The sequence below is a fragment of the aff. Roholtiella sp. LEGE 12411 genome, assembly GCF_015206995.1.
Taxonomy (GTDB): Bacteria; Cyanobacteriota; Cyanobacteriia; order Cyanobacteriales; family Nostocaceae; genus Komarekiella.
In genome coordinates this window covers 23,167-45,609 of sequence record NZ_JADEXR010000023.1, presented here as the reverse complement: position 1 = coordinate 45,609, position 22,443 = coordinate 23,167, and the positions used below count along the sequence as shown (strand labels likewise).

Genomic DNA, 22,443 nt, shown 5'->3' with positions numbered 1-22,443 from the left:
TGGAGTTTTTGGGCATGGGGAATTCGGGATTTAAAGCCAATTTCCTAACAGCACATAAGGTGCCCAAAAATAAGGACTTTTTTCCTTAGCAAATACAGCAAGTTGGGCAAGCTGGAGTGCTTGGGCTTTATTGATTCCAGTTTTTAACTCGTGATAAAACTCACTCATAAGTTGAGCAGTAGATTGGTCATCCACCGACCACAAACTTGCTATTGTACTGCGTGCGCCTGCTCGTACAGCTATGCCAGCTAATCCCAAAGCAGCTCGCTTATCACCAAGAGCAGTTTTGCAAGCACTCAAGACCAATAACTCAATGTTGCTAGACATTTTGTTATCACTAACTCGCAGTAACGTATCAAATTGCTTAAGTTTAAGTAATTTATCCCAGGTGAGAAGAAAAGTTTTTTCTGGATCGGAACTAAACTCACCGTGAGTTGCTAAGTGAACCACAGAGAAAGGAACTGTTTGCAACTTATGTAGCAGATTGCTATTGATAAACTTCTGATTTAAGAGTTCTTGACTTTTGGGAATTTCTGCCTGAATTTGTTTTAATTCCTGTGCTACATTTTTCAAGGGTGAGAATTTTCGCCCTTCTATCGAACGCGCCTCTCCCACTCCAGCAATTAAAGCATTTAATTGTATTTTTTGCACAGGTTTAGGATTAAATAATTGTAAACCAGGAGTTAGAGCGATCGCATATTTTTCCATGAGATATTTATCTTGCTGAGGATTGTAAAGAACCCCCATTGGGATATTTCTTAATTCCCCATCTAGTACGAAAACTAAAGTAGTAATGCCACTATTAGATAATTCAGTTTCAGCTGGTCGAATTAACCAGTCATATATTTTTTGCGACTGTTCTTTGACTTCATAAGTAGCGCTAACATCTGTTAAAGATTTCCGTAGTAAAGCAACAGTACTCTCTACTTTCTCTTGAGGTATGTTGGTACTATAGTGATGTAATTGTTGATTAGGTAAGGTAAGGATAACCTCGAAACGGTCTGGCAAAATAACTGGATAGATAACTGCTGCTTTTTTATCCTGCTCCACCACTTTGTCAATCTCTACAATTGGTTCTAAACAAGGTGAATGAAAGAAGTTATTCAGTTCCGCAAGCTGGAGCGACTCAATAACTTTACGTGCCTGTTTAAGATTGTATTGGCTAGTTTGTTGATCCCCTCGTATATTCTCTGCTCGCAACTGCAACTCAACTAACTCTCGATACAGAGGTTCTACACTTTCCCGGAAAGAAAACTGGACGTCTGGATTGGTACCAACCAAATCGCCACGCAGAGATTCTAGAGTTTTGTAAGCTGTATTATATGCCGCGATCGCAGCTTTAATATTTCCTTGTTGCTTGAATAAACGTCCTTGCTGCCATTGCCACTGATATGTTATGTCTGATGCATCAATAGTTTGAGCAATAAATAAGGCTTTTTCCGTTAGTTCTAGAGCATCAGCTAATTGCTTATTTTTTTCATACAGCCGACCCAATGTTCCAAGAGCATAAGATTGGGCTTGCTGGTCTTTGAGGCTTTGCGCCTGCTGTATGGCAGTAGATAAGAGTTGAGCAATATTTAAATTGGAAAAAATAGGTGTATTCGTTTTCTGTGTTAAGTCAATTAAAATGGAGGCGAATTGAATACGAGTATATACTGAGTTCCGGCTAGGAACCAGTTTATTAATTTCAGACAAAATTTGGTCACACAAGAGTAAAGCTTGTTTTAACGTATCTGCGGTTTCTTTTTTGTGGAAAATTTCTAGAAGTAGGCTAAGTTGATTTAGCTGTGCTTGAATGCGCGTAGTCGCTGATGCGTTTATAACAGCTTGCTGATAAAAGTTTAAAGCAGCTTGAAATTCTTGTCGAGCAAAGTCTGTATTCCCTACACTTTGTTGAGTTTTTCCTTTAGCAAAGGCTGTATTACCTAAACTGAGGAAGCTATCAGCTATAGCTGTTGGAGATTGTATTTTTTTTGCTAAAGTTAAACTCTGTTCTAAAACTGTTCGAGATGCATTTAAATCACCAATAACTCGTAGGACATTAGCAAGACTATGTAGTCCAGCAACTTTGAGTAATGAATCTGGAAGAGTAGTAAAGGTTTTCTGAACTTCAGTTAAAGTTTTTTGTGCTTGGCGATAAAGTCCTAAAGTCTGCATCGCTTGAGCAGAGTTAATGCGGTTACGAGTTAGTGTCTCTTGATCACCTATTTGCAGATAAATCTTAGCAGCTTTTTGCCAAGTGGACAACGCGACTTCAGTCTGTCCTTTCGCTAATTGTAATTTTCCCTGTACATCTAGAGCTTGTGCCATAATTGCAGCACGGTCTTTCAAGCTATCTAAATTCTGTAACAGATTGAGACTTTGGCTAATTGCTTGTTCGGCTTGCGTCTGTTTGCCAAGCTGCTGATAAATCAAGGCAAGATTGCTTAACGCTATAGCTTGGTTAAGTTGATCTCCTGTGTTGTCGAAGCCAACAGCAGCCTGTTCCAAAACCTTAAGTGCTTCAGTAAATAGACCCGCTTCATAGAAAATTTTACCCTGTTCTACTAAGCGTTGACTTAGAGCAGGTGAGTTTTGCATCTTAGTTTGTGGAACATTTAGGCTGATATGAGAAAGAGTTGCTAAAGTCGGTGAACTAAAAATGCACAGTATAGCTGTTCCGATGAGCAGCAAAAAAAACGTCAACCATCTTGAACAAGATTGTTGCGATCGCAATAATACTGACCAATTTCTCACCATACTTATGATTTTACTTTTATTGATTAACAGCGCCGATTGTGGAACTCTCAAGTTCCACAATCGGCGCTGTTGCAAGTTCTGCTAAACCAACATTTTTTAACAACAGTGTCCAATCCTCTGTAAAAATGCGTGAGTTGGGATTATCACGATGCAGAGTAGCTAAATTAGTTAAAGCATCTTGCCAAATTTGGTTAAGAGCATAGATAGCATATTCTCTGGATTGTGTCCTTTTCAATTGACTTCCAAGATGAGAATTTAAAGGCACACGTTGTATCCATACTTTTACATAAAAATACTCTGATATTTGCTGGGGATCGCCGCAGAAAACTTTAAAATACCACTGATATTTTTTGTTTATTTTGAGAGCGTACTGTGAATTTTGTGGTAATTTAATGCCGACAACGCTAGCCTTTTGTGGTAGTAATAGAAATGTTTTGTAGATATTTTTATCATTTTCATCTTGAAGTAAGAATTCCCCAAAACTAGTCTTTGTAGTTAATTCAGGCACATATACCCAAAAAGTTGGATATTCAGAAATGGTAAACGTCAAAAAAGATTTTGATTCATTTGCAATTTCTTCACCAGGAACTAAAGCAGTAATCGGTGTCTTTAAAGGAGAGCAACTATCACGGCTTGTTCCCCCTTTTCGACGTCCAGTAGGTGCGCCGTTATCTGGAAATTTTGGACGATTAGATTGGCTAAGCGTATTAACAAGGGGTTGGTTAGCTGATTGAGCGATTTGTGCCGAAACGAATGAAGGCCAACTTATCAATCCCAGAAGTACTAAAGGAATAATGCAAGTAAGTTTCATCGAAAAGATAGTCCTTTTGCAAAAGGAATATAAACGTCAATGACATAGAAGAAACAAACTTTAGCCTTGCAGTAATAATAAATTCTGAACACACTAAAGTTTTATAAGTAGCTATGAAAAACATTGCAGTATTTTACTATTTTCATAGCAATTTACTAATGTTAACTACAATATAAAACTATAAAATTATGGTAAATATAGACTCTAAATAAGAGGAAAAAGGGCAAAGTATGATAATGGTCGTCCACAATTCAACTCGCTTTTTACCTTTTTCTCTTTCCCCTTCCCCTTTTGGATAAAATGCTTGATGTAATTTGCGCTCAAATATATATAATTTTGAGCTAAGCAAAGAATTGTAGAGATCCTTTACTCCACTGGAAATGATAAATTATATATTTTTTTTCAATGTTTGCAACGTAGCATGATGTTTTTATGATGTTTATACCCGTGTAAATACTGACATAATAACATCATGAAGCTAAATATATAAAAGTTTGCTACTAAAAGTTACCGATTATGAACATCTCTAGACACAACCGCTAATTGTGTAACTATTAATGCCAGTGCTGCTGGGATAAATGGTATCCATCCAGCCTGCGTAAAAATGCCAAAACATATACCAAATAATGACAATAGCATTATTACTCCAGCTACCCCAAGACGCACTGGGTGCCGAATATACCACGCTAAAATTCCTCCCAATAATGACCATACCCATATCCAGAGTACTTCAACCCAAGTAGGCCACCACCAAAGTAAAGGTCGATGATCCAGAACGGCACTCAGGATCTGGCTGATCATGTGAGCTTGAACAAAGACTCCCGGTATCAGCTTTTGATTAGCCCCTACTTTAGCACTATAGGGAGTCTTCCAATAATCAGTAGTTGTTGGAGCAATAACACCAATCAAAATAATTCGCTCTTTCAACAACTTAATTAATTCGGAGTTAATCCGGTCATTAAGAACATCTCTAAGAGATACTTGCTGAGCAATGTTTTGAAAAGAAGAAAGCGAACGGTAATTTGCTAGGATTTGATAACCCGATGCATCGACTCCTTGATAGCCGCTAGTATGAGATTTTAATTGTTTAAATACGACGTTGCCAATCTGCAAGTTACCGTCTGGGTTAATATATGACTTGATACCTTTAGTCTCCAAATAATGAAGCGCGATTTGGAGGCTAAAAGAATATTCTGCCGCACAGGGAGATGTTAAAGGAGGTGTTAAATGCAAAAGCTGACGGCGGGCTATGTCATTATCATCTGCAACAAAATCACTAAAGCTTTGGCGTTCTTTTGGAACTTCAGGTGCTGGAGGAGTACCTTCTGGCGCACCATCAAGAGCCGCAGAAACTTTGCATACGGTAAAAAGGCGTTTATCTTTTGCTAGCCTAGTTGCTAAATCTGCGTTATCGGAGTCTACAGGGAAATCACGATAGATGTCTAAGCCGATAGTTCTTGGCTGATACTGATCTAGTTTTTTTAATAATTGTGCGAGTGCTTGGTCTGATAGTGACCATCGCATATTCATTTTCATCCGATTCTGATACTGAATATCCGCTTCATCAACAGTAATTATTAAAAAACGCGAATCTGGTTTTTCCTCTGAACGTAGCCCCATCAAGTGGTCGAAAGCTTTTAGTTCAGATGACTGCAATAAACCAAGCGATCGCACCCCCATTACCAAACCAGTAACAATCAAACTAGATAACAGCACTACTTGAACACTACGCCACCGAAACTGCGCTTGAGTTATATATTTATTTACTTGCGGCTTGCTAGTTTCTATTTGTGGGTTTATCAGAAAATCTTTCCAAGCTGGTGGTACAGCTGCTGGATTTTGACAAATTACAGGTAAGAAAACCGCACAAGGATATTTATCTTCAATACCATGTAATTTTTCCCTTGATTCTCGTACTGCTAAGTACATAGATTCACCATCAGAGAATCTTTTGAGGAAATTTTTTAAGAATTCTTGTGCCACAAAGTCTTGCACTGGCTCCCGCATAACAATGATTTGTGGGATGTGCAAGTCTTCTAGTTGATGTGCTAATCCTAAGCCATCACAAGAATTAAAAATAGCTAACTGCAACCCCTTACTTACAGCTTTCAACAGAGCATACTTTAGTTCATCAATTGTCAAGCAATCTGTTTGATTAATATAAATATTGCCGCTCTTACCATCCTCGTGGCTGGAACTATGACCTGCAAAAAATAAGATGTTCCAGTCTTGTTCCCAAAGTTGTTCATTTAACTGGTTGCGCTGTGGTTCTACCAGAAAAGTTATTTCTGCATCTGGTAATATTTCCAATAGGTTTCTATCTTTCTCAATAAAGATTCCCTGACTATTACCCAGAATTGCCAAGATTTTTACCTTCTCTTTAAAAGAAACTGTTTTTAATTTCGGCAAACTTTCATATTCTGGGGCGCTTAAGGCAACTTCTGCTTGAGAGTAATCTTCAAAGAAATTCCATAACTGCCAAGGGAGCCGTCGCAACCAAATCTCGTCGGTTTTAATCAGTACCCGTATCCTATCATCAGATGTTAATTGTTTAAGTAGTTTCTCCTTTAGTGGGCGAAACGATTCACAATTGAGCCAACTATTCATTTGTTCGCTCAAATTCTCACCTAATTTACGGCAGTTTTTAACCTGCTCGCTACGAGTACTTGCAATACTAATATTTATAGGCGTGATGCGAAAATTTTCCAACCCTCTGTAGGTCGCCCGCCATAGGTTATAGTGTGTAATTAGTTCTGGCTTTGGGGTCAGGTATCCTCGAATTTCCGTAGTGGCGCGATCTCCTTCTCCCCCAATCTCCAGCGTGGCTTTCACTCCCTCACTCAAATTACCGTCTAACTTCAAGACAACCAATTTCTGCATCGTTAGCAACCGATTAATGCATGTACTTAAACAATAAATTTTTCGGTAATATTAGTATCCCCTAGCTCTAACCTAATACTAAAGCGTTCTCCAAGTTGAGCACTGAATTCAAGTATTATATGAGCGTTGGTACTTTTAGCATGGGCTTCCATAACAGCAACCCCTTTTTCATCTAGTACCTTCACAATGAGATTTTCAGGTAAACAGGCTTGTTCTCTATTAGGATGTACCTGCAACTTCAGTTGGATTTCTACTGAGTTCGTTGGTGTAAGTGTAACAATCAGTGCCACTGATTGATTTGGCAATTGTATTCCTAAGTCAACCAACTTCCCCCGCGTAACTCCACTTCTGTAACGAAAAGCTAGTTGTGGTGATTTGGGAAGTAAAATTTCTTCTAAAGACTGCCAATCTGCCTCAAAAATATTCTGCAACCAATGACTGAGTTTAATTTCACTCTGATTGCACTCGAGGTGATCTAGATGTGCAAGTAAGTCGTCAATGCTTTGCAATTCATTGATGGGCAACTCACCAGCTATTACTGTTTTCGCAAACCCAAATAGAGTTGCTTGTTGAAGTTCAGTATCAAGCTTAACTACTACTACGCCGATCCTATCGTCCGGTACTTCTGCTGGAATGTTGCAAATTGGGGCACTATACCCCATGGGGCGACATTCTAGATAACCTAATTTAATTAACTTCAAGTCTGCTACATCGCTATAAAGGCGCATAGCTGGATTCCAACTGTCGCTACCTTTTAAATCAGTTGCGATGTCCATCATTTCCATATAGTCATTGACAACACACACTGCCAAAGTATTAAGATAAACCTGTCTTTTTTTTTCTAAAGTTGTCTGTTGCCCAGCAAATTGACGTGCTATTCTCAATGCTGTCTCCGTGATCGCCATCGGAATAGATTTTATTTCTATATTCTCGGTAATATGACTCATAGTGGTTTACCTTCGTTTCAATTTGTATTCCTCTATTTCAGTTATCTCTGCTTGAATTTAAAATTTCGTGATACCCTTGCCTGATTGCAAAATTTCGCAAGCGAGGCTGGCATTCGCGTTTATAAAAATTTGGTGCGGTTGACGGGGGGAGGTTAAATTCTTTAGCAATACTTTTCCAGGGGATTTCTGGAGGTAGTCGCCGCAAGATTAAAATTTGACAAGTCACGTCAGGGCGTCCTTTAACATGAATACTGGTCAATTCTCCGTCTGGATCTGTAGTAGCCCATTGATAAGTCTCTTCTAAAATTGGTGGAATCTCTGGGTCTGCTGGCAAATTTTCAATATTGTTAGTTATTTCTTCAGTCCCTAGCATAGATATATGAATAACCCTAGCTTGATTCTCTGCTTCCCAAACACGGAAATCTTGCAGTCGCCATTTGAGACAATTATCGAGCCAAGTGATGACACTACAGCGTTCCCGGTTATACTGCTCTGGATTCCGACAGAAATACAACCAAGTTTGTTGTAAAGCATCCTTATAATAAGGTGTGTTTTCCTTCCATAGTTTGCCCGATTTCATTACTAATCGAACTATCTGTGTGAGTTTTTGCCGCCGCATTAAACTTCTCGCTGGATGCAAACAGGCTTCGGCAACGAGCTGTTGCAGTTGTTGATTGAGATCATTTGCAGTATGCATCTTTATCATCGACGATCTCCTTTTTGAACACTTGCAGAAGTATCCTGAAGATCCCTCTGAGGAGTTGAAGTCCCAAGAAGCGAATCCATAACTTGATGTCTAATGCCTTGATAAGTAAGGTTTACTATCTAGTTATCACACTCAAGTTGAAATTTTTCGCGGTTATGTTGCTGGCAGATTTGGGGAAATCTCAAACCGAAATTTGTCAAACCTTGGGATTGTTGCCCAGCAACAGCACAATATTGGATGCACATAGCTCGTATTGGTATGGTGTACCAATGGTAGGAGTGTCCGATTGTGCGTCTTAAGGTAGTGAATAAGTCCTGATTTAAAGCGTTTGAAGGAACTGGTTAAGCTAATGTGCGTCCAAGAAGTTGCACATTCACTGGCTAAGACCGTCATTAATCATGTGTCCTTTGTAAATACCAGGATTTACGCGAAAGTTGCCAAAAAGCTTAATTTATCGAACCGCCATCTCTACGAGAAGTTTTCGCCAACGCGCAGCGGATCGCACAGAAGACACCTTCTCTACGAAACACTACGTGAACGCGCAGCGTCTGGTAGAGAAGAACGCCGAGAATTCGTAGAGTGTGCGTAAGTCCTAAATACTTTCGACTAATGACGCATGACAGCCCTCATGAATAATTGTGCAATTTAAATGTCTTGTAGCTTAGCGGTAGTCTCCGTGATTATGACTATTGTTTTCGGTGGTGGACAGCCGCCAAAAAAATTAAAAATTTTCTCTAGTGAATATAATTACGAACACAAACAAGGGATAACTAAGAATAGTTCCATCTAGGGTGATTATTCTCTAAGTTTTTCTATGATCTATTGCCTCAGAATTGCCGATATACCCACAAATGAACGTCCACGTGAGCGGCTAATGACCCATGGCCCCAAAATTTTAGCTACAGCAGAGTTAATAGCAATTCTTTTAGGCACGGGTCAAGGGCCAGGAAAACTGTCAGCTGTGGGTCTGGGACAATATGTCTTGACCGAATTAGGCAAACACCAGCGTGACCCCTTGACGGTTCTCCGAGAAGTTACCCCCGCAGAATTGATGCAAATACCTGGTATTGGCCCAGCCAAGGCGACAACTATCCTGGCGGCTATTGAATTAGGGAAACGCGCCTTTCAATCCCGTCCCCTAGACCGTACAGCGATTGATAGCCCAGTTGTAGCTGCTGCTGCTCTGAGTCAAGATTTAATGTGGCAGACACAAGAACGTTTTGCAGTGCTGCTATTAGATGTCAAAAATCGCTTGCTAGGCACACAAGTGATTACCATCGGCACAGCCACCGAAACCTTAGCCTCTCCCCGCGAAATTTTTCGAGAAGTTATTCGTCAAGGAGCAACGCGGGTAATAGTTGCCCACAACCATCCTTCCGGTAACATTGAACCCAGCCAGCAAGATATAGAATTGACGCGCCAGTTATTAGCAGGAGCGCAGTTTTTAGAAATTCCACTGCTGGATCACCTCATTTTGGGTAATGGCAATCACCAGAGTTTAAGGGAAACGACAACCTTATGGAATGAGTATCCCCAGGGTGATTAATACAATTTTCGTTTGGAAATTCTCCTTGATCTCGCCATTTTCCGCGTTCTTGATTGTGTTTGCACGTTAGCTATGATACTATGGAGAGTCTTGGGCGATTAGCACAGTGGTAGCGCACATCCTTCACACGGATGGGGTCACTGGTTCAAATCCAGTATCGCCCATTAATCACAATCAATTAAGCTAAAAATTTAGGCATCCTCAAGCTCAAATTGAGCCACTGTAACCGCGTTAAAAGCAAAAGCAAAAACTAATGGCATGGGAGACTGGAGCCAAAAGGTAGAAAGAACAGCTAGAATTGTCCCAATTACTGCGGACATCGACCACAAGCGTTCCTCAAAAGTTAATCCCTTTTCGGCTTTAATTGATCTGAGAACTTTAGATGGAATTGGTTCAGGCATTACTCCGCCTGGAGGAAAAGCCCAGAAGTTGTTACGCCGTTCGACAAACAAATCTGTCCAGCCATTTTCTTGGCACCATGCCTCGATCCATTGAAGAGAGTAATGATTCATCATCGTCGGGGTTGTGAGTTCGGCTTGTTGAGTTTGTATAGTTGGCGAAATATAAATATCTTGGAGATTCCTGACAAACTAGATGAGCGCTGTTAAAGTGAATATAAAATTATTCTGCTTTGTCAAGCACATAAGACACATTTAATTACGCTCAAATGTTGCTTTCCTTAATTAAAAGGCTAACAGTCGATAGTGGCTATTTAAAGTAAAAGACAATAAACTTTACTTCCGAGATGGAAAGTAAAGTATTGTAAATGAATCAGCGCATTTGTCGCTGATGATTGAACTAGATAAACAAGAGCAACCGATCGCCATCATTTCTATCCGTCAAGCTGCAACACAGATGCTTGATGAACTTAGAGATCAAAGATCAGCGATTGCCCAAGGGGCACGGCAAAGCCGATCGCATCTTAAAAAGATCCGGCAATCATCCCCGCAAGTAACATAAAACCAATCCACACATTTTGGCGGAACATCTGACCATACATAGGGTTAAGTAGGTCTTGCTGCTTTAATTGCAGAGTTTGCCAAATCCAACCAATAGTAGCAATTGCTAAGCTAATCCAAAAAGCAAGCTGAAGGTGGATTGAGACGCCTAACCAACCAAGTAAGAGAATTGTCCCAGCAAAGAAAATTCCAATGGCAGTAGGGGCATAATTACCAAAAAATAGAGCACTAGAATTAACACCAATGCGCCGATCATCTTCGCGATCGCTCATTGCATAAAGCGTATCAAATCCCAATGTCCACAGGATAGTAGCGCCCCAAAGTAGCCAAGTCGGTGAGGAAAGGTTTTGCGTCACCGCACTCCAGCTAATTAACACGGCAAAACCCCAAGCAATGGAAAGCACTAGTTGCGGCACTGGAAATATCCGCTTTGCCCCTGGATAAAGCACAATCACGGGTACTGCTGCCACAGATAACCAGAAACTCAGAGGGTTAAGATAAAAGGCAAGAACTGCTGCACATGCCATCGCTACTACAGCGACGACAATCCCAACTTTCACAGACAAGGCGCGGGAAGCCAAGGGGCGATCGCGTGTTCTCTCCACTTCTGGATCAATATCCCGATCCCACAAATCATTGACAACACAACCAGCCGCACTTGTAGCGAGAGTACCCAAGATAATCACGCCAACCAAAGGTAAAGGCGGTTTTCCGGAAGCTGCCAAAAACACAGCCCAGAGGGCAGGAATCATCAAAATTAAGCGCCCTTCTGGTTTATGCCACCGTAGAAGCCGAATAATTACCAGCCATATAGGTTCTTGGTTGCGTTCTGGCGTCCCTAACATAGAATCAATAAAAAATTAAGAACTTAACTTTAGTTAAATGAATTAATGCATCTTTACATCTATAGAATATCGTTATTTGCTATTTGTAGAAGCATAACTACAACTGGCAACTTTAAATAGTTTAAACAATCACTAAAATTACAAGTAGCAGGGTGAATATACTTAGCTTATTTAACCAGAGCAAGTGTGTTGCAACAGATACAAGTGCCAACTACCCCGACACACCACTTTTACCATTATTTCTGATTAAAGAGAGAAAACTAGATGCTGAATTTAGTTTCGGCTAGCTGGGAGAGTATTCCAACTCAATCAGTTGAGCGACATCGGATTATTGCTGCTATTGACCTAGGAACAAATTCGCTGCACATGGTAGTTGTTAAAATAGACCCGACACTACCAGCTTTTAGCATTATCGCCAGAGAAAAAGATACTGTGAGACTAGGCGATCGCGATTTGGCTACAGGGAACCTGAAACCAGAGATCATTAAAAAAGCGATCGCCGCTTTAGGACGCTTCCAAAAAGTTGCCAAAACTTTAAACGCTGAAACAATTATTGCAGTGGCAACTAGTGCTGTGCGAGAAGCTCCCAACGGTAAAGATTTTTTACACCAGGTAGAAACGGAGTTGGGTTTAAGCGTTGACTTGATTTCTGGTCAAGAAGAAGCGCGACGCATCTATCTAGGGGTACTGTCGGGGATGGAATTTAATAACCAGCCCCATACCATTGTTGATATTGGCGGTGGTTCCACAGAATTAATTTTAGGTGATAGTCATGAACCGCGTACTCTGACCAGTACCAAAGTCGGTGCAGTTCGGCTAACTGGGGAGTTAATCACCACCGACCCCATCAGCAACACCGAGTTTCAGTATTTGCAAGCCTATGCCCGCGGGATGCTGGAACGTTCTGTAGATGAGGTCCTAGGAAACCTACAGTTTGGGGAATCTCCACGTTTGATCGGAACGGCTGGGACGATTGAAACCCTAGCGATGATTAATGCACGGGAAAAGGTAGGTGTTGTCCCCTCCACTCTCAATGGCTACCAGTTTAGTCTCAAAGACTTGCGGGAGTTGGTAAATCGCTTGCGAAAACTGAGTAACTCAGAAAGGGCTGCAATACCGGGTATGCCAGATAAGCGGTCTGAAGTGATACTTGCAGGGGCAGTAATATTACAGGAAACAATGACCCTTTTGGGCGCTGAGTCGGTAACAGTGTGTGAGCGCTCTCTAAGGGAAGGTGTTGTTGTAGACTGGATGCTCTCTCACGGTTTAATTGAAGATAGACTGCGTTACCAAAGTTCGGTTCGTGAGCGCAATGTTTTAAAACTTGCTAGTAAGTACCATGTGAAATTAGAACATAGCGATCGCGTGGCAGCATTTGCCCATAGTTTATTTGACCAAACTCAAGGGACTCTACACAACTGGGGGCTAGACGAACGCCAACTACTTTGGGCTGCTGCGATATTGCACAATTGCGGTCATTATGTCAGCCATTCGTCTCACCACAAGCACTCTTACTATCTAATTCGCAATGGTGAATTACTTGGTTATACAGAAACTGAGATTGAAATCATTGCCAATTTAGCGCGTTATCATCGCAAATCGCCGCCCAAGAAAAAACATGAAAATTATCAGAATTTTTTGACTAAACAGCATCGCCAAATAGTCAGCCAATTGAGCGCTATTTTAAGACTAGCAGTTGCATTAGATAGGCGACAAATTGGAGCGATCGCTCAAGTGCAATGTGAGTATTATCCCCAATTTCGGCATGTCAATCTGCTAATTTTTTCATCTCAAACTGATGATGATTGTGCTTTAGAACTCTGGAGCTTAGATTATAAAAAAGGAGTATTTGAAGAAGAATTTGGAGTGAAATTAATTGCAACTCTACAAAATTCTGCTGTTACCAGCACCTGATGTTGCGAATTGATTGGACTAAATTTTAGCGCCTGAGAAAGCAACGTTTCCGCTTTTGCAAAAACGAGGAATCCAGCCGCACGAGTTCGATAGTGAGTTTTATACAAAACTCGTCGTCAGTTTACCAAAAATTTCTTCTGTACACTCTGGTGAAAAATACTGAAGCTATTAAGATTAGAAGCATCTGCCTACTAAATACTCATTAATATTTGCTATCCATGCCTCTGTCGCGCATAGTAACGCTAGTTGTTGGTCTGATCCTCATTTTGGGGCTAAGCCTATGGCTGATTGATTCCCTCTCACGCCTATACTGGCAGTTGTCCTATTCTCCACTGCTAGGCAATTTACTGCTGTTGCTGCTAATTTTGCTCATAGGAGCCTTGGTTGCAGCTTTTATTTATTATGTACTGGTAATGCAGGCTGGGGAGAAGCGATCGCGCCGCAACCCGAAGCGAGTAACACCAGCGCAAATTCCCGCAGCCAAATCTGATGCGGCTTCTTCAACTCTCCAAGCTGTACGACAACAAGTAGCACAAATTCAAGATGAAGTAGCACGCCAAGCTTTATTAAGCCGATCGCGGGAGATTGAAGTCAATTTAGCACGTGGTGAGATTCAAGTAGTGGTGTTCGGTACTGGAAGTGCTGGCAAAACTTCCTTAGTCAATGCCGTTATGGGACGCATGGTAGGCCAAGTTGATGCACCAATGGGAACAACCCAAGTAGGAGAAACCTATTGTCTGCGGTTGAAGGGATTGGAACGCAAAATTTTAATTACAGATACGCCAGGGATTTTGGAAGCGGGGGTAGCGGGGACAGAACGGGAACAGCTAGCACGGGAATTGGCGACGGAAGCAGATTTACTGTTGTTTGTGGTGGATAATGACTTGCTAAGCTCAGAATATGAGCCGCTACGGGGGTTGGCGGAAATAGGTAAGCGATCGCTGCTTGTGCTCAACAAAACTGACTTATACACAGATGATGCTCAAGAAGCCATCCTTGCTAGATTGCGTCAACGGGTGCGGGGATTTATCGCCCCTAATGATGTAGTTGCGATCGCTGCTAATCCCCAATCTGCACAACTAGAAACAGGCGAAACCTTCCAGCCAGAACCGGATATTGTCCCCATGCTGCGGCGGATGGCTGCCATTTTACGCGCTGAGGGTGAAGATTTGGTAGCAGATAACATCCTGCTGCAATCTCTGCGGCTAGGAGACGAGGCGCGAAAACTCATCGATGGCCAGCGTCGCCGTCAAGCGGACAAAATTGTAGAACGGTTTCAGTGGATTGGTGCTGGTGTGGTATCGGTTACGCCTGTGCCTGTGGTAGATTTACTGGCTACTGCTGCTGTTAATGCTCAAATGGTCGTAGAAATTGGTAGAGTCTATGGTTGTGAATTAAACATGGAACGGGGGCGAGAATTAGCCCTTTCTTTAGCGAAAACCATCGCCAGTTTGGGGATAGTTAAGGGAGCGATTCAATTATTATCTACAGCTTTGCAACTGAATGTTGCCACTTTTATTATTGGTAGAGCAATTCAAGGTGTAACAGCGGCTTATTTAACTAGAATTGCTGGAAAAAGTTTTATTGAATATTTTCGTCATGACCAAGATTGGGGTGATGGTGGGATGACGGAGGTAGTGCAGCGACAATTTCAAATTAATCGCCGAGATGAATTTATTAAAGCTTTTGTTCAAGAAGCGATCGCGCGAGTGGTTAAGCCGTTAAAAGATAGATCTGAGGTGATTGAACATGATAAAGAAACCGAGAATTAAGATGTTATTTAGATAGGTAAGATAGTTATCATGTCTAATCTTCCCATCAGCATTGTTAGGTGATTTATGACTCCAATTCAACCAGCAACAAAAGTAATAACCTTTGAGGAATTTATTCAATGGTATCCAGACAATTCCCAAGTACGTTATGAACTACATAATGGAGTAATTATTGAGATGACGCCACCAGTCGGTAAGCATGAAGAAATAAAAGGGTTTTTGACTGTTGAAATTGCTTTTGAGTTAAAACGATTAAACCTCACTTACTTTATCCCCAACCAAGCAATAGTAAAACCTCCTGAAGGTGAATCAGGTTATTTGCCAGATATTTTAATCTTGAATCGTCCCTGTTTAACTTCAGAATCACTTTGGAAAAAATCCTCAACAGTCACTCAAGGTAGTTCGATTCCTTTAGTGATTGAAATTGTTAGCCAAAATTGGCGCGATGATTACTATAAAAAGCTTGCTGATTATGAGGAGATGGGTATTCTAGAATATTGGATTGTGGATTATGCCGCATTAGGTGCGAGGAAGTTTATCGGCGATCCAAAACTTCCTACTCTCTCACTTTATGAATTAGTAGATGGAGAATATCAGGTTAGCCAATTTCGAGGTAACGACTGCATTCTATCCCCAACTTTCCCCGATTTGAAAATGACAGCTAACCAAATTTTTCAAGCTGGACAAGTTATTGAAGATTAACTAGTGAGGTTGATTAATAATTAGCGATCGCTTCCAGCGGGTGCTTCGCGCCATCCCACCTTTGAATTCTAATGCTTAGAGTTATATAGGATTCCTATTTGATTTTTGAAAAAAATTCAGTACACCTTTATTACTTGTTCCCTATTCCCTATTCTCCATTCCCTATTCCCAGTCTCTACCAGTGATTCAGCAATCAAACCGGATTACTATATATTAGCTTTACTTAAGATAGTTATTGTAAACTATGCTAGCGTATCAGCAAGAGTTGAGGGTCAAAAACAATGGATAAAACAATAACTCTCGAAGAGGTATTAGAGCTAATAAAACAGCTTTCGTTGATAGATAAAATACGCGTAATCGAGCGAATTGCACCCCAGATTGAATGCGAGTTAACAAGTATTCAGTTAAAACCGCGAAAGTCGTTGCGAGGATTATGGCGAGGTAGTAATATTTCGGAATTAGATATTGCTCAAATGCGAGAAGAAGTTTGGGAAAACTTCCCGCGTGAGGATATTTAATGTCTAATCTGGTAACAGATACTCATGCACTGATTTGGTATTTAGAGAATAGTCCAAACCTAAGTATTGCTGCAAATGAAGCATTTGACAAGTGCGATAGGGGTGAAATTATAATCTACATACCAACAATTTGTTTAGTCGAAATAGTTTACTTGCAAGAAAGAAGACGAATATCGGCAGATATGAAATATCAGTTCGATACTGCATTAACTAATGAAAGTAGTGGATTAGCTTTAGTCAACTTAACAACTGAAATCGTTGATGCATTAGCTACAATACCACGCGATACTGTTCCAGATATGCCTGACAGGATTATTGCTGGAACGGCCAAGTGTATGGGTTTACCTTTGATTAGTCGAGATGCCAAGATAATTTCATCTGGAATAAGTATTGTTTGGTAAAAAAGAAATTGCGATCGCACCTGATATATTATTAGCTAAAATAATGCGATCGCACCTTTGAACTGTAATCTTTACCCTCAACCATTCACTCAGATTGTACAGGCGATCGCCCTGATAGAATAATGAAACCAACAGAATCGAGTTGAATCTGAGGCTGGCGAATTCCTTCTAAAATTGCTTCATTCAAACCACTTTCTACATTCAATTCTTCAGCAACTGCATAATCCCAAGTTTGTCGGTTCAAACGTAGGCGTAATTGTTCGGATCTATTGGCTAATTTCTTTTCAGCAACTTTGGCACGTTGTTCGCACAAATTGATAAAATCAAGACGCTTGGAGAGTAATTCTAAAGATGTACTACGCGCTTGATAGCAAAAATTTTGCCACTTACTAGCATCAACAAAATCGTCAATAATCTTTAAGCGACCTTTTGCCAAATTGTAATCCCAGTATTGATTGTTGCTTCTATCCTTATAAGGAAGTTGCAAAATATTCAAAAGATTTTCATCTTCAACAACGCACATTGGCTCATTCCGAGCATCAATAAAAATAGTTTCGACAATTGGAGGGAATAATGCATCGGTACGGCGCTTCAAAATCTTAAATTTAGTATCATCTAACTTAGCTTTTGTTAGGACTTGTCTCGCAATTTCTAAATTTGCTTCGACTACATAATTGAATCGGAAACCAAACCACTCCATTCCTTCCCCAGAATCCCAAGATTGGTCAGTGCGCCATAAAGCAAAAGCTCGACCTCGATCATCCCAATCTATATAGCTAAACAGCGCTTCTACCAATCCTTCGCCAATACGAAAGAGTTTGATATCAGAACTCTGGTTTGCGACTCTGCGGTTATAAGTACCAAATTGCTCTGTATGGTTAGCAAAACGACTTCTTAATTCATCGACTGGTAGCAAGGTACGTTTATTAGGTTGATAACGCCATGCTTCTGCTAAATTCGAGTTCTCAAATGCTTGGAAGTGTAACGCGTCCTCAACCCAACCTTCAACTGCTCGTTTAATTTCTAAATGACGAGCGTCATAATTATCTAGTTCTTGAAAATACTGGGTAGCACCTTCCTCTTGAGTATCAATTTCATCTAATGCGTTTTGCTCACTAATTTTTACTTGTTCTTCAGCGATTTCTAGTTGGATTTTTTCTATGGTTTCTGACATTCCACTAGCGCTTGATTCAAACAGGGTTGCTTCTAATTCTGCCAATTTTGCATCAACATAAAATTGGAGACTAGCAATTGATTGATTAAAGATCCGCAACCCATTTTTTAATAACTGATACCAAGCATCGTGAGGGCTATCTCCTATGTCTGCACCAACTAATACTGTAAACTCAACGTTTATGGGCCGACCAATTCGGTCAATTCTACCAATTCTTTGTTCTAAACGATTTGGCGACCAGGGAAGGTCAAAATGAATCATCCAATCAACAAACTGGAAGTTACGACCTTCTTCTCCAGAGGCATCACAAACAAGGATAAAGCAATTAGGGTTACTTTTAAACTGGTTTAAGTTACTTTCAACTTGTGCGGGAGTCTGTTCTGATTTATGACTAGCTATAGTTCCTGCACCAAAAGTATCAGATAAAGAACGAATAATTTCCGCGCAAGTTTGTTCAAAACCAGTAAATATGACAATTTTAGGCAAATAGTCACCGGGAACAGGTCTTTTAATTCTCTGTTTTACCCGCTCGCACAATTGCTTAATATTACTGCGGAAAGATTGGAGTCCTAAGATTTCTGATAAGCGATAGAGCAGTATGATTGTTAGTAGCTCGATGCGATCGCCATCTTCTGAAGGCTGTCTGATAATCCCTAGCAATGATTCCAAAATCTCTGCTTCTTCTGGAAATTTTGGGGTTGTAGTCAAGATGTGGATATCGTCTTCGCCAAACTCCCGAATCAATCCACTATGACGGATACTGCTTAAACGTGCAGTAATTACTTGTTCTAAAATGCCTAACCAAGTACCAGAAGTTAAGAATAATAACAGAAAAATTCGTCTATAGGATTCTTCATTGGGAGCAGTGGTACGCCATTTTTCGATGAGTTCGTAGATATCAGGCGATCGCTCATCTAAGTCATATTCTTCTTTAAGTGTAACATTGCGATCAAATATGACATCTTCCACCGAAGCGCGACGGTTGCGAAGCATTCGACGGTGAAGCCGATAGGTGTCGCTGATGTGGGTGCGAATCTCTCGGACAATTTTATCTCGCTCAGTGGAAAGTGTTTCTGATGTTTGTAAGCAATTTTGCAACTCTTGTGTAAGATTTAACAAATATTGATCTTCTGCAAACAGATTTTGCAGTTGCTGAAGGTTGGTTTGTAAAACTGAAGGATTCGCACCTTCCCTAAAACAGAGGAGAACTTTACCAATTTCCTGGCGGCTTTCAACTCTGGCGCGAAATCCTGCGAGGTCTTCTAGTTTATAGGTTGTTGGGTCGAGTAGGTGCAGCATTGCCAGAAAATCCTGTTCATGATTTAGAACAGGTGTGGCAGATAATAAAAGTAAGCGATCGCTTCTATGAGCAAGATTTTTATAAGTCTCAAAACGCTGGCGCACTGCTGCATCCTTAGAGGTTGCCATTGCCGCGATGTGGTGGGCTTCATCTAAAATTAATAAACCTACTTTCGCTTTCGGGTTAATTCGATGGATATCATCAACCGGAAGCACCACCACCCGTTCGGGAAAATGGGACAGATAAAACTTATTTTCTAACTCAATCCGCCATTGTTGGAGCAAATGTTGCGGAACTAGTACCACCGCACGTTTTTTCGGTTCATCGAGGAGGTATTGACGCAAAATCACACCCGCTTCGATGGTTTTTCCTAGTCCCACCTCGTCTGCTAGTAAATAGCGTTGAATTGGGTCTTCTAAGACGCGCCGGACAACTTCAACTTGGTGAGGATAAAGATTGATATTCGCTGAAATCAGTCCTGTCATCCCGCGACTAACAGCACGTTGCTTAATCAAGCATTTGACAAAAGCCAATCTTCTATCGTGGAAATAGGGTGTTTCCTGACCCTTCATTGCAAGGGTTTCAATCGGGTCGACGATGGGTAGATTGCAACGAACGTAAATTTCTTGTTCAATTGCGATCGCAGTTTTCTTATCAGGTAGGTCAATTTGATACTTTCTTCTATCTTCGTCCCAATCGAAGACTCTGCCAATAATCCATGTGTCTTGAGTTCCCAAATTAATATAACATCGAGTCTGAGCCTGAAGTCTGACTTTAGAGAGCGAATTTAAAGGTAAAGTTTTTTCCAGGCGTTGTCCTACTGAGCAAAAATACTCAACAATCGCATCATCATCAGATATTCTAGTAACTTTTCCTATCCCCAAGTCATTATTCTGGGACTGCACCAATGAACCAAGCTCAATCATAGATCCAGTCCTCTGAACACACTAAAAAACATTATTACGGCAATAGCTACAGCCTTCCACACTAGCTTGCTATGGAAATTTTGTAAATAATTTGCGATCGCTGTTGATGTCTCATACGTGACATACTCCCGACGCTGATGTTAGGCATACAGCGCGGGCTTCTCAGTGACCCCTGCCCATCGGGCGTAGCCTGAGCTTTATTGACGTCCTGTGGTATATTTACACTTGACCCGGCCAAATGCGAACTATAGATTAGCCCTGAAAATAGCGAACTTGCTGCTCTACGAAGAAATAGATATCAAAGGTATCGAATAGCATAAGATTAACTCAACGACCAACGCTAAAAGCACTGGGAGCATTTGAAAACGGGGTGAAGCAGGCAGATGATCCAAAAACCTGGGCAAAATTGGCTTTCTTCACTAGTTAAAGGCGTGCCCCTAAGTCGCGTCCTAGTAGTATTGTTTTTGCTACAAATCTCGCTAGTGGTGGGATTCACCGCATACTTACCAACCCGCAATGGGCAGATTGATCTTAATACTCAAACCACATTTTTGCTCTATGTGGGAGCCTTTGGACTGGCTGCATTGCTGGGAATTTTTACCGCTCGCTGGATAGCTCAACCAATCCTCCATTTAAGCACGGCGGTAAAAGCTTTAGCTCAACGCTCAACTTCAGTCGATTTCAGCCATCCAGAAGATTCAGTGCCGATAGTGCGGGGTATCAAGGAACTGGAGGTATTGGCTGGCTCTTTTAACCAGATGGTGCAACAGTTACGCGAATCCTTTTTAGCACTAGTAATCGCTAAAGAGGATTTAGAATTGCGAGTTGAACAGCGAACTCAAGAGTTACAGCAAGAAATTCAACAGCGCATCCAGAATGAACGCAGACTAGGCCAGCATAGTCGGGCACTGGCAGAATTGGCAAATCACAGGGCGGTTTCAGACGGAGATTTAGATACAGCATTCAAAGTGATCACACAAACAGCAGCGAATGCTTTAGAAGTCGAGCGAGTCAGCGTGTGGATTTATAATGGCGATCGCACTAAACTACAATGTGTAAATCTCTACGAACGTAGCAAGCAAAGATTTTCCGCAGGTGCGGAACTCAAGCGCAAAGACTATCCTATCTACTTTAAAACGCTGGCAACTTCCTGTACCATCATCGTCACTGACACGCGCAACGATCTACGTGTAAAGGAATTATGGGCTAATCTGCTAGAACCAGAAAACATCGTATCTTTAATTAATGCACCCATTTGGGTTGGCGGTGAAGTGGTGGGAATGGTATTTCATGAACAGGTTGGAACTCCCCGCCATTGGGAATTGATTGAGCAAAACTTTGTAGGCTCTATTGCTGACTTTGTGGTGCTAACTTTGGAAGTATGCGATCGCATCCGGGCAGAATCCGCCCTGCGTGAGGCTAAAGAAGTTGCCGAAGTGGCAAATCGTGCTAAAAGTACATTTTTAGCGAATATAAGCTATGAATTCCAGACTCCTCTTAACTCGATTTTAGCGATCGCCACAGCACTTCAAAGTGAGGTGTCCGGCCCTCTAACCAAAGAACAGCGCCAGTCTCTAAAGACTCTGGAACTTAACGGTAAGCATTTACTAGAACTGATCAACAATATCCTCGACTTTGCCAAAATCGAATCCGGTAAAATAGAACTGCAACTGGCTCCCACTTCTATCCAAGGATTATGTAATTCGAGCCTCAGTTTTGTGAGACAGCAAGCATTTAAGAAAAATATCCAGCTAAGTTCACAAATACCAGAAGGACTTAAACCCATCCAAGTCGATGAGTACCGTATCAGGCAAATGCTCATTAATCTGTTGAATAACGCTGTCAAATTTACTCCAGACGACGGCGAAGTTTGGATTGAAGTTCAGCCAAATTCAACAAACGAATATATCTTTATCAGCGTGGTAGACACGGGTATTGGTATTTCTTCAGACGACCTCTCTAAATTATTTCAAACTTTTGTGCATGTTGATAATGCATACACACGTCGTCAAGCAGGCACAGGTTTAGGATTAGCAATGGTACAAAGAATTGTACAGTTGCATGGTGGGAGTGTCCATGCTGAAAGCGCATTGGGGAGAGGCAGTCGATTTACAGTCAAACTTCCTTGGAAAAATTAAGGAATTTTTGGCGTTTCAGCCAACGAAAAACCAAAGTTTTACCCCATGATGGAAGAGTGATTCCTATATTATAGGACTTACGCAACTGGCACACAAGGCTTCTGGTATAAGAGTCAAGGGTCAAGGTTTTTTGGACTTTTGACCTTTGACTCTGGACAACCTCTG

Annotated in this window: 17 protein-coding genes and 1 tRNA gene; 10 read left to right on the top strand and 8 right to left on the bottom strand. The window is 41.1% G+C overall.

Going from position 1 to position 22,443, the window contains the following annotated elements:
• Positions 1-30 precede the first annotated feature (30 nt).
• The 5 genes from IQ246_RS07860 to IQ246_RS07840 all read right to left on the bottom strand — a co-directional run bounded on the left by IQ246_RS07860 (position 31) and on the right by IQ246_RS07840 (position 8,083).
• Complete coding sequence (locus tag IQ246_RS07860) at positions 31-2,739, bottom strand: CHAT domain-containing protein (RefSeq protein ID WP_194001724.1); 2,709 nt, start codon at positions 2,737-2,739, stop codon at positions 31-33.
• A gap of 16 nt (positions 2,740-2,755) precedes the next feature.
• Entirely contained in the window at positions 2,756-3,550 is a 795-nt protein-coding gene (locus IQ246_RS07855; protein ID WP_194001722.1) for a DUF928 domain-containing protein, read from the bottom strand.
• A 507-nt stretch (positions 3,551-4,057) separates the two neighbouring features.
• Positions 4,058-6,430: a CHASE2 domain-containing protein gene (locus IQ246_RS07850; protein ID WP_194001720.1), complete on the bottom strand. Its 2,373-nt coding sequence runs from the start codon at positions 6,428-6,430 to the stop codon at positions 4,058-4,060.
• A gap of 26 nt (positions 6,431-6,456) precedes the next feature.
• Entirely contained in the window at positions 6,457-7,377 is a 921-nt protein-coding gene (locus tag IQ246_RS07845; protein ID WP_194001718.1) for a DUF1822 family protein, read from the bottom strand.
• 37 nt (positions 7,378-7,414) lie between these two features.
• Positions 7,415-8,083 (bottom strand): sigma-70 family RNA polymerase sigma factor, encoded by a 669-nt coding sequence (locus IQ246_RS07840; RefSeq protein WP_194001716.1) that lies wholly within the window; start codon positions 8,081-8,083, stop codon positions 7,415-7,417.
• An 86-nt stretch (positions 8,084-8,169) separates the two neighbouring features.
• Between IQ246_RS07840 and IQ246_RS07835 the strand changes: the two genes are divergently transcribed.
• The 3 genes from IQ246_RS07835 to IQ246_RS07825 all read left to right on the top strand — a co-directional run bounded on the left by IQ246_RS07835 (position 8,170) and on the right by IQ246_RS07825 (position 9,793).
• Positions 8,170-8,382, top strand: coding sequence for a hypothetical protein (locus IQ246_RS07835; protein WP_194001714.1), 213 nt, complete (start codon positions 8,170-8,172; stop codon positions 8,380-8,382).
• Positions 8,383-8,897: 515 nt separating this feature from the next.
• Positions 8,898-9,629, top strand: coding sequence for a DNA repair protein RadC (gene radC, locus IQ246_RS07830; RefSeq protein WP_194001712.1), 732 nt, complete (start codon positions 8,898-8,900; stop codon positions 9,627-9,629).
• 92 nt (positions 9,630-9,721) lie between these two features.
• A tRNA-Val gene (locus IQ246_RS07825) sits at positions 9,722-9,793 on the top strand.
• A gap of 27 nt (positions 9,794-9,820) precedes the next feature.
• On the opposite strand, the gene IQ246_RS07820 is transcribed toward IQ246_RS07825, so the two are convergent.
• Positions 9,821-10,141: a hypothetical protein gene (locus IQ246_RS07820; protein WP_194001750.1), complete on the bottom strand. Its 321-nt coding sequence runs from the start codon at positions 10,139-10,141 to the stop codon at positions 9,821-9,823.
• A 277-nt stretch (positions 10,142-10,418) separates the two neighbouring features.
• Between IQ246_RS07820 and IQ246_RS07815 the strand changes: the two genes are divergently transcribed.
• Entirely contained in the window at positions 10,419-10,589 is a 171-nt protein-coding gene (locus IQ246_RS07815; RefSeq protein WP_194001710.1) for a hypothetical protein, read from the top strand.
• On the opposite strand, the gene IQ246_RS07810 is transcribed toward IQ246_RS07815, so the two are convergent.
• Positions 10,552-11,433, bottom strand: coding sequence for a 4-hydroxybenzoate solanesyltransferase (locus IQ246_RS07810; protein ID WP_194001708.1), 882 nt, complete (start codon positions 11,431-11,433; stop codon positions 10,552-10,554). The two genes, IQ246_RS07815 and IQ246_RS07810, sit on opposite strands and share 38 nt — an antisense overlap.
• Positions 11,434-11,697: 264 nt before the next feature.
• Between IQ246_RS07810 and IQ246_RS07805 the strand changes: the two genes are divergently transcribed.
• The 5 genes from IQ246_RS07805 to IQ246_RS07785 all read left to right on the top strand — a co-directional run bounded on the left by IQ246_RS07805 (position 11,698) and on the right by IQ246_RS07785 (position 16,740).
• Positions 11,698-13,347 (top strand): Ppx/GppA phosphatase family protein, encoded by a 1,650-nt coding sequence (locus IQ246_RS07805; RefSeq protein WP_194001706.1) that lies wholly within the window; start codon positions 11,698-11,700, stop codon positions 13,345-13,347.
• A 218-nt stretch (positions 13,348-13,565) separates the two neighbouring features.
• Positions 13,566-15,119, top strand: a complete 1,554-nt coding sequence (locus IQ246_RS07800) for a YcjF family protein (RefSeq protein WP_194001704.1) — start codon at positions 13,566-13,568, stop codon at positions 15,117-15,119.
• 66 nt (positions 15,120-15,185) lie between these two features.
• The gene (locus tag IQ246_RS07795) at positions 15,186-15,821 is read left to right on the top strand and encodes a Uma2 family endonuclease (protein ID WP_194001702.1); all 636 of its coding nucleotides are present in this window, start codon (positions 15,186-15,188) and stop codon (positions 15,819-15,821) included.
• A 281-nt stretch (positions 15,822-16,102) separates the two neighbouring features.
• Entirely contained in the window at positions 16,103-16,339 is a 237-nt protein-coding gene (locus IQ246_RS07790; protein ID WP_194001700.1) for a hypothetical protein, read from the top strand.
• Positions 16,339-16,740 (top strand): type II toxin-antitoxin system VapC family toxin, encoded by a 402-nt coding sequence (locus IQ246_RS07785; protein ID WP_194001698.1) that lies wholly within the window; start codon positions 16,339-16,341, stop codon positions 16,738-16,740. Before IQ246_RS07790 ends, IQ246_RS07785 begins: the two co-directional genes overlap by 1 nt.
• A gap of 85 nt (positions 16,741-16,825) precedes the next feature.
• On the opposite strand, the gene dpdE is transcribed toward IQ246_RS07785, so the two are convergent.
• Positions 16,826-20,140, bottom strand: a complete 3,315-nt coding sequence (gene dpdE / locus IQ246_RS07780) for a protein DpdE (RefSeq protein ID WP_194001696.1) — start codon at positions 20,138-20,140, stop codon at positions 16,826-16,828.
• Between the two features lie 383 nt (positions 20,141-20,523).
• Here dpdE and IQ246_RS07775 point away from each other — a divergent pair, with 383 nt between their 5' ends.
• Positions 20,524-22,278: a sensor histidine kinase gene (locus IQ246_RS07775; protein WP_194001693.1), complete on the top strand. Its 1,755-nt coding sequence runs from the start codon at positions 20,524-20,526 to the stop codon at positions 22,276-22,278.
• The last annotated feature ends 165 nt before the right edge of the window (positions 22,279-22,443 follow it).